12 protein-coding genes and 2 tRNA genes are annotated in these 12,962 nt (G+C 35.0%); 12 read left to right on the plus strand and 2 right to left on the minus strand.

Annotated features, from left to right (window positions below):
* Window positions 1–77: 77 nt before the first annotated feature.
* The 6 genes from BM183_RS18750 (at window position 78) to BM183_RS18775 (ending at window position 4,377) form a co-directional block, all read left to right on the plus strand.
* Window positions 78–163 (plus strand) — tRNA-Leu (locus BM183_RS18750).
* 24 nt (window positions 164–187) lie between these two features.
* A tRNA-Gly gene (locus BM183_RS18755) sits at window positions 188–258 on the plus strand.
* Between the two features lie 145 nt (window positions 259–403).
* Window positions 404–832 (plus strand): putative ABC transporter permease, encoded by a 429-nt coding sequence (locus tag BM183_RS18760; protein ID WP_091688892.1) that lies wholly within the window; start codon window positions 404–406, stop codon window positions 830–832.
* A gap of 161 nt (window positions 833–993) precedes the next feature.
* Window positions 994–2,847 (plus strand): B12-binding domain-containing radical SAM protein, encoded by a 1,854-nt coding sequence (locus BM183_RS18765; RefSeq protein ID WP_091688869.1) that lies wholly within the window; start codon window positions 994–996, stop codon window positions 2,845–2,847.
* On the plus strand, window positions 2,844–3,539 hold the full coding sequence (gene nth / locus BM183_RS18770; protein WP_091688871.1) for an endonuclease III: 696 nt from the start codon (window positions 2,844–2,846) through the stop codon (window positions 3,537–3,539). The genes BM183_RS18765 and nth overlap by 4 nt, the downstream gene beginning before the upstream one ends.
* Window positions 3,540–3,642: 103 nt before the next feature.
* Entirely contained in the window at window positions 3,643–4,377 is a 735-nt protein-coding gene (locus BM183_RS18775) for a 3'-5' exonuclease (protein WP_091688873.1), read from the plus strand.
* Between the two features lie 109 nt (window positions 4,378–4,486).
* Here the strand turns inward: BM183_RS18775 and BM183_RS18780 are convergent, their stop codons facing one another.
* Window positions 4,487–5,107 (minus strand): hypothetical protein, encoded by a 621-nt coding sequence (locus BM183_RS18780; RefSeq protein WP_091688875.1) that lies wholly within the window; start codon window positions 5,105–5,107, stop codon window positions 4,487–4,489.
* A gap of 327 nt (window positions 5,108–5,434) precedes the next feature.
* Between BM183_RS18780 and BM183_RS18785 the strand changes: the two genes are divergently transcribed.
* The 6 genes from BM183_RS18785 (at window position 5,435) to BM183_RS18810 (ending at window position 10,883) form a co-directional block, all read left to right on the plus strand.
* Window positions 5,435–7,003 (plus strand): VanW family protein, encoded by a 1,569-nt coding sequence (locus BM183_RS18785; RefSeq protein WP_091688877.1) that lies wholly within the window; start codon window positions 5,435–5,437, stop codon window positions 7,001–7,003.
* Between the two features lie 150 nt (window positions 7,004–7,153).
* Window positions 7,154–8,137 carry an AIR synthase family protein gene (locus BM183_RS18790; RefSeq protein ID WP_170848084.1) on the plus strand — a complete coding sequence of 328 codons (984 nt, stop codon included), beginning with the start codon at window positions 7,154–7,156 and terminating at the stop codon, window positions 8,135–8,137.
* A gap of 82 nt (window positions 8,138–8,219) precedes the next feature.
* Window positions 8,220–8,702 carry an Lrp/AsnC family transcriptional regulator gene (locus BM183_RS18795; RefSeq protein ID WP_091688879.1) on the plus strand — a complete coding sequence of 161 codons (483 nt, stop codon included), beginning with the start codon at window positions 8,220–8,222 and terminating at the stop codon, window positions 8,700–8,702.
* Window positions 8,699–9,862: an aminotransferase class I/II-fold pyridoxal phosphate-dependent enzyme gene (locus tag BM183_RS18800; RefSeq protein WP_091688881.1), complete on the plus strand. Its 1,164-nt coding sequence runs from the start codon at window positions 8,699–8,701 to the stop codon at window positions 9,860–9,862. Before BM183_RS18795 ends, BM183_RS18800 begins: the two co-directional genes overlap by 4 nt.
* 29 nt (window positions 9,863–9,891) lie before the next feature.
* Complete coding sequence (locus BM183_RS18805; protein ID WP_091688884.1) at window positions 9,892–10,359, plus strand: chemotaxis protein CheX; 468 nt, start codon at window positions 9,892–9,894, stop codon at window positions 10,357–10,359.
* Between the two features lie 23 nt (window positions 10,360–10,382).
* Window positions 10,383–10,883, plus strand: coding sequence for a tRNA (cytidine(34)-2'-O)-methyltransferase (locus BM183_RS18810; protein ID WP_091688886.1), 501 nt, complete (start codon window positions 10,383–10,385; stop codon window positions 10,881–10,883).
* A gap of 330 nt (window positions 10,884–11,213) precedes the next feature.
* On the opposite strand, the gene BM183_RS18815 is transcribed toward BM183_RS18810, so the two are convergent.
* Window positions 11,214–12,635 (minus strand): sensor histidine kinase, encoded by a 1,422-nt coding sequence (locus tag BM183_RS18815; RefSeq protein ID WP_091688888.1) that lies wholly within the window; start codon window positions 12,633–12,635, stop codon window positions 11,214–11,216.
* Between the last annotated feature and the right edge of the window lie 327 nt (window positions 12,636–12,962).

Genomic DNA, 12,962 nt, shown 5'->3' on the forward strand with positions numbered 1-12,962 from the left:
CTTGTCAGAAGCTTTATAGCACGGATTGGTTAATAAACCAACATTTGTTAGATTAGCCAATAATTTGTTATAAAAATGCCGGCGTGGCGGAACAGGCAGACGCACAGGACTTAAAATCCTGCGGGACTAATCTCCCGTACCGGTTCGATTCCGGTCGCCGGCATTATTTCTAACAAAAACTTTATATGCGGGTGTAGTTCAATGGTAGAACACTAGCCTTCCAAGCTAGATACGTGGGTTCGATTCCCATCACCCGCTTTTAAGCCTTAATTTCGAAAGAAATTAAGGCTTTCTTTTTTTCCTGACTAATAAAAAGCACCTTTGCGAATACTATAAGGAAAATGTCATATTTTTTGTTCCTATGAAATATAACTATGATACCATAGAAAGGAAAGAAAATAGTATGATTAAACTATATAATAATACTCTAAAATATATTCTTCTATTTTTTATCGGCGGCTATGCATATTGCGGTATAGAAATTTTGTTTCGGGGGTTTTCCCATATATCAATGTTGATAGCAGGTGGGCTAAGTTTTGTACTGATAGGTCTGCTTAATGAGAATTTTAATCATAAGATGGCTCTGGTAAGCCAGATGGCTCTTTCTGCCTGTATTATTACTGCTATTGAATTCCTGGTTGGGCTGGTGGTGAATGTATGGCTGGATTTGAAAGTTTGGGATTATTCCAATATGCCTTATAACTTCATGGGCCAAATCTGTTTATTGTATGTAAACATTTGGTTTTTCTTATCGTTAGCAAGTATATTGCTGGATGATTATTTAAGGTACTTTTTATTAGGGGAAGAAAAGCCCCATTATAAAATTTTCTGACAAAACTGTAATAATCTAAAACTTTACAATCTATAGAAGTATGATAAAATAATAGAATGATTGTTGAAATTAGTTTGTTAATGTCAAGACAGCAATAAAGATATAGAAAATCAGAATTACAGGATAATATAAAAGATTTTGTAAAATAGAATGGAGTTATAATGAAAGTACTGTTAGCAGCAATAAATGCAAAATATATTCACACCAATCTGGCAATTTATTGCTTAAAAGCATATGCAAAAGAATATAGGGATTATATTAAGCTGGAAGAATATACAATAAACAATTATGCAGATGATATATTGCAGGGAATATATAAAGAAAAGCCGGATATTATCGGTCTTTCCTGTTATATATGGAATATAGCAATGATTGATCAGCTGTGTATAGAATTGCGTAAGGTTTTACCTAATATAAAGATCTGGTTAGGCGGTCCGGAAGTATCTTTTGATGTAGAAAAGCGGTTAAAAGAGAACAAAGAAATTGACGGAATTATAGTCGGAGAAGGGGAGGAATCTTTTAAAGAACTGCTAGACTACTACATAGGCAGAAAAATCAAATTAACCGACATAAAAGGTATAGCTTTTAAAGAGACAGCTTGGTTAGAGAAAACAGAACAGGAAAACATAGATGAAGGCTTTCATGATAGAGATAGTAAAATCAATGCTACTCCTTTTCGACCTGAAATGGACTTTAGTACTTTACCATTTCCATATGAGCATATGGAGGACTTTGAAAATAAGATTATTTATTATGAGACAAGCAGAGGATGTCCATATTCCTGTAGATATTGCCTGTCTTCCATAGATAAAAGGGTGCGGCTTCGGGATATGAAACTGGTTCAGAAAGAATTAGATATATTCTTAAGCCATAAGGTTCCCCAGGTAAAATTTGTAGACAGAACCTTTAACTGTAACCGGGCCCACACAAAGGCGATTTGGCAGTATATTAAAGACCATGATAACGGGATTACCAATTTTCATTTTGAAATATCTGCTGATATTCTGAATGAAGAGGAAATCGCGCTGTTAAACTCCATGCGGGAAGGTTTGGTGCAATTAGAAATCGGAGTACAGTCTACCAATTCCAAAACCATAAAGGCAATTGACAGACATATGGATTTTGGCCGGTTAAGCCAAGTGGTTAATGATATTCATAAGGGGAGAAATGTTCATCAACACTTGGATTTAATAGCTGGACTTCCATATGAAGATTATGAATCCTTTAAAAATTCATTTAATGATGTATATGCTTTAAAACCTGACCAACTGCAATTGGGATTTTTGAAAGTGTTAAAAGGCTCCGGTATGTTTTATGACAGCAAAGAGATGGGAATCGTTTATAAAGACCGGGCACCATTTGAAGTGTTATATACCAAGTGGCTTAATTTTGATGATATTTTGAAATTAAAAGCGGTAGAAGATATGGTAGAGGTCTATTATAACAGTGGACAGTTTATATATACAGTCATGTATTTAGAACATTACTTTAAGACTCCTTTTGATTTTTATGAAGCCATAGGAGAATTTTATGAAAGAAATGGACTGTTTCAACTTAACCATAACAGATTACGCAGGTATGAAATCCTGATTGATTTTGCAACGGAACAATTGGAGCCTTCGAAGAACTATACTAATGAGACTGTGGATTGTAACTTTACAGAGAATTTTGATATGGATACATTTAAAAACATTCTTATGTTTGACCTGTATTTAAGGGAGAACATAAAAAGCCGTCCTTTTTTTGCCGAGGATCAGGAACCTTACAAAAACAGGTTTCGTGATTTTTATATGAGTGAAGAAATGATTAAAAAATATGTTGGAGATTTGGCAGGAGAAAAAATTACCCAGTTAAAAAGATACCTTCATATAGAGCATTTTAGTATTCAGGTAACCGAATCTGCTAAAACAGGTAAGAAAGTTCCAGGAAGCCAGTTCATAGTATTTGATTACCTCCATAGAAATAAATTGAATGGGGATGCCAGTTTTACTGTTATAAAGGAGATGAGTAAGTGAGTAAAAGCATATCAAAAGCAGAAAAGGAAAGAATCGCTGTAATATTAGAATTGTTGGATAAAGAGTATTCGACGGAAATAAAAATATACCTTAACCATGAAACACCTTGGCAGCTACTGATTGCAACCATACTAAGTGCCCAATGTACGGATGACAGAGTAAATCTTGTTACAAAGGATCTTTTTAAAAAATATAAAACCCTTGAGGATTTTGCTAATGCAGATATAAGAGAATTGGAGGCTGATATTCATTCTACCGGCTTTTACCGCAATAAGGCAAAAAATATCATTCAATGTACCAAAACCCTTATTTCAGAATATGGCGGTGAGGTTCCAAAAGATATTGATGAACTAACCAAACTGGCGGGGGTGGGCAGAAAAACTGCTAATGTTATAAGGGGAAACATATATAAAGAGCCCAGTATAGTGGTGGATACCCACGTGAAAAGAATATCCAGAAAACTTGGTTTTACAAAAGAAGAGGATCCGGAAAAAATCGAATATGATCTTATGGAAATATTGCCAAAAGATCATTGGATACTATATAATATACAGATAATAACCCATGGAAGAACCATTTGCGTGGCCAGAAGTCCAAAATGCGAACAATGCTTTTTGAACAGTTATTGTAAATCTTTTCAATCCGCAAGCATATGTGATATGAAGCGGAACAAAAATGAACAAAAGAAATAAAGGGATAATAAATTAAAAGTTTTTAGTAAAACATAGTTATTTAATGTCCCATAACTTTCCTCATCAGAATTATTTATGAAGTGGGGATTAGAAATGAGGTTTTATGACAGATGATAAATTAAGAGCACCGGTTACTTCCTTTGTATGTTTTGATATTGAAACCACAGGACTGAATCCCCAGAGGGATAGAGTAATTGAAATCGGAGCTGTTAAAGTAAAGGATAAAAAGATTGTAGAATATTTTTCGGAATTGATTGATCCGGGAATGAAGCTTTCCCCGCTGATAACTAATTTAACCGGAATCAGCGATGATATGTTAAGGGATGCGGACAGAGAAGAACAGGTGGTTAAAAGATTCATTGATTTTACAGAAGATTATGCGGTAATAGGACATAATATTATGTTTGATTATAGCTTTATCAAAACAGCTGCCGAAAGAATTCATTCCGGATTTGAAAAAAAGGGAATTGATACTTTGGAATTATGCAAGAAGTTACATGGAGATCTGGAAAGCAGAAGTTTAGAAAGCATGTGCCGGTATTATAATATAAATAATGAGCGGGCCCACCGGGCCTATGAAGATGCTAAAGCAACGGTTATGCTGTATGTAAATTTGTGTAATGCATTTTTTCAAAACAGCCCTAAGGTATTTGAACCAAAACAATTAATATATAAAGTAAAAAAAGTACAATTTATAACGAAGAAACAAAAAAATTACTTGCTAGATTTACTTAAATATCATAATATAGATATTGTACAGCCTATAGATAACTTAACTCAAAGTGAAGCGTCTAAATGGATTGATGAAATTATATTAAACCATGGAAGAATGAAGTAATAGAATAAAAAAATACATCATCTACAAAGATATGTTTTATTATTGTAAATGATGCACTTATTCTATGTACCAATAAGAGGTTCTTGTCTAATCCCGCTTTAATATGGAATCAAGTTTCCTGTATGGTATTTAAATCTTTTAAAATAGAATCCTTGGACAAGGAGCTGAGAGATTCGGCAACTTCAATTAAATGGGTTATTTTATCACTGTTGTTTGTATTTTTATATATGGTGGCAAGGAGATGATAATGTTTGCCCACATCGGTTTTACATGTAATACCGAACTCAAGAACTTTGAGGGCGTCTTCTGTATTACCTTCCTGGTAAAGGTAAGAACCCCATTGATAAAGAGTGCGGGCCAATAAAGTAAAATTAGCATCACATTCCGATAAAAATGTAAGGTTAGCAACACCATAACTTAGCTTTAACTCGGTATTGGATAAACCGGTTAAGTTAAGAATAGATTTTTGAGACAAGTCGGTTATGGTTTTATGGATGGAGAGCAGTGTTTCATCTGCTGTTTCAACAATGGGCAATGTGTCCATGGGAATTTTAATATAATCTAAATCAGAAATATCAGCTTTACGAACATGATTGGATTTTGTTTCCTTTTCCCAAAATTGTTCCGTATTCTTACGGCTGCTTCGTTCTGATTTTCGTATCATAAAATGCAGCCAGATTGTAAATGATATGATTATAATTAGCATCAAAGGTATAGGTGGTAGTGACATAGTGTACACATCCTTTCAAATTATTAGTAAAGAGGTGAAGATAATGAACTTTGGAAGCAAAAAATCAAGAAAAATAATGTCTACAATAATAATTGTTCTACTTGTTTTATCGATGATAGTTCCAATAATATTAAGTGCGATAGCATAATTTACTAAATTACTTTTACTATGAATATACATAATATATATTAAAATGTCAAATAGCAAAATAGTCATAGATACAACCGGACATATCCTATATTATGGAAAATTTTATTCAAGTACTATCTTGATAATTTTAAGTATTATGATAAAATAACATGTTAAAAGAAAGGAGACATAAGAGCCATGAAGAAGAAAACTGCGTATAAGATAATGTTATTTGCAATTTGCCTTTTTTCTACAATGATTGTCTCTAAAGTGAGTGCTGCTGAAGAGGATGAGGCAATCACTCAAGGAATTTATATAGATTCTGTTCATATAGGCGGAATGACTGAGACACAGGCTAGAGAAGCAGTACAGGATTATATCAATAATTTAAAAAGTAAAACGGTTACTGTACAAATCGAAGATAAATCAGAAACGGTTTCCCTAGATGATTTGGCTTATTCCGAAGGAAAGAACGATTTTATAGAACAAGCAATAAAAATTGGTAAAGAAGGAAATTTAATAAAACGTTATAAAGATTTAAAAGATGTTGAAGTTAACAAACTTGTCTATGACCTTGCATTCACTATAGATGACAACAAGTTAAAAGAATTTTTAGAAACAAAATGCAGTGTTTATGATGTAGAACCATTGAATGCTACTGTGAAAAGAGAAAACGGTACTTTCGTCTATACCAATGAAGTGGTAGGTAAGAAATTGGAAGTACAGGATACCTTGTCAGATATCAAGAATGCGTTATCAGATAATTGGAATCAGGAGAACATTGTTGTTACAGGAAAAGTGGTAGAAGTAAGTCCAAAGTATACAAGGGAAATGGTTAATAGGGTAAATGCTGTATTAGGTTCCTTTTCTACAACCTACACATCATCTTCTGCCGACAGAGCCGGAAATCTTGCAAACGGTGCAAGGCTAATTAATAACACAATTCTTTACCCTGGTGATGAATTCTCTGCTTATGAAAAGTTAACTCCATTTACCCCCCAGAATGGATATTATGCTGCAGGTTCTTACCTTAATGGAAAAGTAGTTGATAGTATCGGCGGTGGTGCATGTCAGGTTACAACAACATTATATAATGCTGTATTGGATTCAGAACTGGAAGTTACAGAACGTGCTGCTCATTCCATGACCATCGGTTATGTGCCCTTATCCAGAGATGCTGCTATTGCAGGTACCTGGAAGAACCTAAAGTTTAAAAATAATACAAACGCTCCGGTATTAATTCAGGCATTTACACAAGGCAGAACCATTACCTTCACGATTTGGGGTGAAGAAACCAGAAATACTGCCAACAGACGGGTTAAATACGAAACCGTTATTTTAAGTGAAACAAAGCCAGGACCTGATGTTGTAACAAAAGATCCCACAAAGCCAACCACTTATGAGGTTACAACCCAATCTGCTCACATCGGATATGTAGCGGAATTATATAAAGTTGTTTACGAAAATGGTATTGAGGTCAGCAGAACCAGAGTAAACAAAAGTTATTACAGCGCATCACCTCGTTATGTTACTATAGGTACCATGGAAGTTGAAGAAGAGGTACCAAAAGATGAGGATGGAGAGAAGGATAAAGAAGAAGGAAAGAAACCTTCTAAGAACAAACCTTCTAAGAACAAACCTTCCGGCGAAAATAAGAAAGACGATGATACAAATGTTACAAATCCGGATGAAATTAATGTAGGAGATAATACTCAACCAGAAGATGCCGAACCAATTGATCAAAGCGATGCAAGTGGTAATGACTGATACTGGATTTGAATCAGAATATGGGAAGGAAACTTCTCATATTCTGTTCTTTTAATATTGACATAGTATTGTGATACATAATATAAGAAACTCCATTAACATATGGATATAAAATTGATAAGAAACTTCTGGGAAGGCTTGGTGGAACAGATGAAGATTGGTAAAGTCCCTGAAACGGTTTTAAAAAGATCTATATTAAAACAAATAAAACATAGACGTGATGAAGTTCTTGTAGGACCCGGTATTGGAGAAGATTGCAGCGTCATACAATTAGGTGCAGATGAAGTGTATGTAATGTCAACCGATCCTATTACAGGAACTGCAGATAATATAGGATCATTAGCAGTACATATTACCGCCAATGACATTGCCTCTAACGGAGCGGAAGTGGTAGGAATCATGCTTACTATTTTACTGCCGGATGGAACAAGAGAAGAAGAATTAAAAGAAATTATGAAAGAAATAGAAGGGGTTTGCTCCAAGTTAAATATTGAGATACTTGGAGGGCATACGGAAATAACAGCAGCGGTTAACCAGCCCATAGTTACAGTAACCGGAGTAGGAAAGATGCCAAAAGGATATATGATTAAAACGGCAGGTGCCAAGCCGGGGCAGGAAATAGTTATGACAAAGTGGGCAGGTTTGGAAGGAACAGCAATAATTGCAAATAAAAAAGAAGCTGAACTGCTAACCAAATATACAAGAGATTTTATTGATGGTGCAAAGAACTTTATTAAGAATATTTCCGTAGTACCAGAAGCAAAAATAGGAAGGGAAATGGGAGTTACTTCTATGCATGATGTAACAGAGGGCGGAATCTTTGGAGCTCTTTGGGAAATAGGGGAGGCGTCTAAAGTAGGTATGGAAGTAGATCTTAAAAAAATCCCCATTAAACAGGAAACCATAGAAATCTGCGAATTTTATGACCTAAATCCTTATCAATTAATATCCAGCGGAGTTATGTTAATGATAACGGATAAAGCCAATGCTCTAGTTGATGAATTAAAAAAGCAGGGAATCTTTGCAGCTGTCATTGGTCGGATTACAGAGGGAAGAAACCGTATCGTTATGAATGAAGATGAAAAACGCTTTTTGGAACCCCCAAAAAGTGATGAATTATATAAAGTGACGTAATAGGATTCAATGTTAATAAAATAAGAAGGAATAGGTTGGAAAAACAAGTTTTTTCAACTCTGAAAGGAGCAGGAATATAAAGATGAGAGAACAAATTTTAATGGCTATTGATAAGAATAGTAAGTTAACATCAAAAGATCTGGCCGCCATGTTAGGATCCACCGTGGAGGAAATTGAAAAGACCCTTAAGGAATTGGAAGATGAAACAATTATCTGCGGTTATCCAACTCTAATCAATTGGGATAAGACAGAAAGTGAAAAGGTCACAGCCCTTATTGAAGTTAAAGTAACGCCCCAAAGAGGACAAGGTTTTGATAAAATTGCGGAAAGAATCTATAAGTTTGATGAAGTGGAATCCGTTTATCTTATGTCAGGGGGATTTGACTTAACTGTTATGATTGAAGGAAAGAGTATGAGAGAGGTTGCTAATTTTGTATCCAGTAAGTTGGCTCCCATGGAGGCTGTTTTAAGTACAGCAACTCATTTTGTATTAAAGAAATATAAAGAACACGGCTTACCATTAGTTCATGAGAAAAGCGATGAAAGGATGCTGATTACACCTTGAGAAACCCATTATCGAAAACAGTTGTAGGAATTGAACCATCCGGTATACGTAAATTTTTTGATATTGTTAGTGAAATGAAGGATGCCATTTCCCTTGGTGTAGGTGAACCGGATTTTGATACACCATGGCATATTCGCGAGGAAGGAATTTATTCATTAGAAAAAGGAAGAACTTTTTATACTTCCAATGCAGGTCTAAAGGAATTAAAAGTAGAAATCTGCAAGTACTTAAACAGAAGGTTTGATCTTTATTACGATTACAACAAGGAAACCATTGTAACTGTGGGAGGCAGTGAGGCAATTGATATCTCCCTAAGAGCTATGTTAGATCCGGGAGATGAAGTTTTGATTCCCCAGCCCAGCTATGTATCCTACCTTCCCTGTGTAACGTTAGCCGGAGGGAAACCGGTTATTATTGAACTAGAAGTAAAGGATCAATTTAAATTAACCAAAGAAAAATTATTAAATGCCATAACAGATAAGACAAAAGTTCTAATATTACCATTTCCAAATAACCCAACCGGTGCTATTATGGAATATGATGATTTAAAAGAAATTGCAAAGATAGTAGAAGAAAAAGATTTATTTGTAGTTACCGATGAAATTTATTCGGAATTAACCTATGGGCAGAAGCACGTAACAATAGCACAGTTCCCGGGAATGAAGGAAAGAACTATATTGATTAACGGTTTTTCAAAATCTTATGCTATGACAGGCTGGAGGCTTGGATATGCTGTTGGGCCGGAGAACATTATTGAACAGATGGTAAAAATACATCAGTTTGCTATAATGTGTGCGCCCACTGCTAGCCAGTATGCAGCTGTTGAAGCTTTAAGAAACGGTGATTCCGATGTAGAAACTATGCGTAATGCTTATGATATGCGCAGAAAATATCTGGTTAATGCTTTTAACGAGATAGGACTGGAATGTTTTGAGCCTTATGGAGCCTTCTATGTATTTCCTTGTATAAAAAGCTTAGGAATGACATCAGATGAGTTTGCCACCAGACTCTTAAAAGAAGAAAAGGTTGCAGTGGTACCGGGAACTGCTTTTGGTAGCTGCGGCGAAGGATTTCTAAGAATATCCTATGCTTATTCCATTGAGAACCTAAAAATAGCAATGGAAAGAATTGAACGGTTTGTAAAGAAATATAAAAAATAGTATTATGACTTACTTAGGAGGAAATCAGCATGGCAGGAATGAATGCGGAACATATAAATCCCTTTTTGGTTGCAGCTGCTAAGATACTAAAGGATATGTGCATGATAGAGACGAAGATGGGAAAACCATATGTAAAGGAACTGGACTTTAAAGATGATACGGTAGTTATCATTATTGGAGTTACAGGAGAAATGAAAGGACAAGTAATGATGGCTCTTCCCAATCATGTTGCATGTGATATAGCGACGAAAATGATTATGATGCCAATTACTCAATTAGATGATATGTCCATCAGCGCTCTTAGTGAGTTAGGAAATATGATACTAGGAAACGCTGCAACCTTATTCTCCACCAAAGGTATCGGCATAGATATAACGCCTCCCACCATTGGAATGGGAAATATGTCCTTCTCCAATACATTTTCGCAAAATATATGTATACCGCTGATATACGATGACAATAAAGCAATTGAAATTAATATTGCAATGAAAGAGTAGTCTGATGAAAGGCATGAATTAGAATGAATATAGTATTGTTTGAACCGGAGATCCCGGCTAATACCGGTAATATCGGCAGAACCTGTGTGGCTACAGGAACCAGGCTGCATCTGATTGAACCGTTGGGATTTCGATTAAATGAAAAAGAAATTAAAAGAGCAGGCATGGATTACTGGAAGGACTTAGATGTTACCGTTTATGACAATTATCAAGACTTCTTAAATAAGAATCCCGGCGCCAAAATATACATGGCCACCACCAAGGCTCTGAACACCTATACGGAAGTAAATTATGAACCGGACTGTTATATTATGTTTGGTAAAGAAAGTGCAGGAATACCGGAAGAAATTCTTCTGGAGAATAAGGAGAACTGTATACGTATCCCTATGATTGGAGAAATCCGTTCCCTTAATCTGGCTAATTCTGTTTCCATAGTTTTATACGAAGCCCTGCGTCAAAATAACTTCTCCGGTATGAATAGGGTGGGTCATTTACACCATCATTCCTGGAGCGAAAGTTTATAGTTATAATTTATGCTGCCATAACCTTATATATTTCATTCTGCACCTCAAAAGTAAAGCATCATGAAACTAGGATAGTAAGTACAGTAAAATAAATAGTAGATAACATAAACAATGCGAAGAATCTTAGAAATATAAATTATCTGATTCTTCGCTAATTTAACCTTATCAGGCAAGTTCCCCGCTTCTGAAAGCGGGGAACTTGCCTGTTTCAGCAGAGTTCAAGCTCCTGCTGAAATGCCACGTAGTGGCAATGAGGTTATGAGCAAGTAGCGTAAGCAGATAACTTGCCTAGAGGCAAGTAGGAATATCCGCTTTGAATTTTATTAAGTTTTAGATCAAAAAACCATCTGTTCGTGGAAGACTGAATATAAACTCTGTGCCAACGCCTTTAGTGCTGATTACATTTATATTTTCGTCGTGAGCAGTGATGATTTCTTTGGTAATGGAAAGTCCAAGTCCGGTACCTTTCTTATCCTTGCCTCTGGAGGCATCTGTTTTATAGAATCGTTCCCATATTTTCTTAATATTTTCTTTTGGTATTCCAATACCATAATCTTTTATGGAAACAAAGGCCTTATCACCTTTTTCGGTGGTAGCTACTTTAATACTGGAATTCTGAGGACTGAATTTAATAGCATTATCCAGCAGATTATAAAGGACTTGCTGAATCTTTCCCATATCCGCATCTACATAAATTTCTTTTGCAGAGAATACAAGATTTAAAGTGATTTTCTTCTTAGTACAGGTTCCTTCAAAGCTTTCTGCAGTTTTCTTTATGATATGGTTAATATCAAAAGAAGTTATCTCAAGGAAAGTACCTCTATTTTCAAAACGGTTTAAGGTTAATAAGCTGGAAGTAAGCTTATTCAGACGCTCTGTTTCAAAAAGTATAATACCAAGGTATTTGTCTTTCATTTCATAAGGGATGGTTCCGTCTAAGATAGCTTCCGCATATCCTTTTATGGAGGTTAAAGGTGAACGGAAATCGTGGGATATATTCGCTACAAATTTCTTTTGGTAATCATCCAGTTTATTCATCTCACCGGCCATATATGATAAGGAATTGGCAAGGTCACCATATTCATCTGACCGGTCTAATTTAAGAGGATAAGAATAATTTCCTGAGGTATATTCTTTGGCTGCCTTATTTAACTTTGATAAAGGAGCTATTGTGAAAAAGTATATTACAAAGAATAGAATACATAAGAAAGCTAAAAAAGCTAAAAAAATCAGGTTAATACCATCTACAAAATATATGGCATCATTACTTATTTGGCTTAAGGCGGAATGAATTACTATAAAACCTTGTACCTGATAATTATAACTTACCGGTAGTACTACACTAAGCATTGGTTCTCTCAGCACTCCAGGCATAACCGTATAATCGGAGAAAGTTTCCGATAAAAAATCAGGATCGATATTTAAGACATTAATTTCTTTTACTTTAGAGTCTTCCGGTCTGGTATCAGATATTACCAAACCGCTTTTGTTTACGATCCAGATTCTTGCATTTAATATATTTCCGATCACTTTTATTTGATTGGTCAAACGGTCAAGAGAAGTTTGATTTTTATAAAAACTGTTCATATATTCGGAAGATATGGAGGCGGCTTCATTATAGAGTACATCTCTTTTCTCTTTAGTCATTTTCTTTTCTATTCGGTTGATTCCAAATGTATTCAGAAGGGTAAACATAAATACTGCTGCCAGTATATAACATATGAATAAATTAAACCATAATTTACGTTTCATACTCCATAAGCCTCCTTATATAATATATTTAGGTTGATAAAGGTAACCTATAACCCTTTATTAACTGTATCATTATACAGAATGTTTCTGTATAATGTTTGTATTAGATAGAGTGACATCGATTTCTCCTTGAGGCATTTTTATGACCTCGTTATCGAAAGACTGATGCCTCTGTCTGATAAACAGTTTACGAATAAGTTGGATGTTGACCCTTTCAGGGTACTTCGTATATGCAATAAGGCGGTAACGTTTATCAGTTCAGAGGAAAACTATCTAAAATACTTTTTCAGGTGGTGTTCTATGTTTTATTTAGGTATTGATATTGGT

This window comes from Anaerocolumna aminovalerica (assembly GCF_900115365.1).
Lineage (GTDB): Bacteria > Bacillota > Clostridia > Lachnospirales > Lachnospiraceae > Anaerocolumna > Anaerocolumna aminovalerica.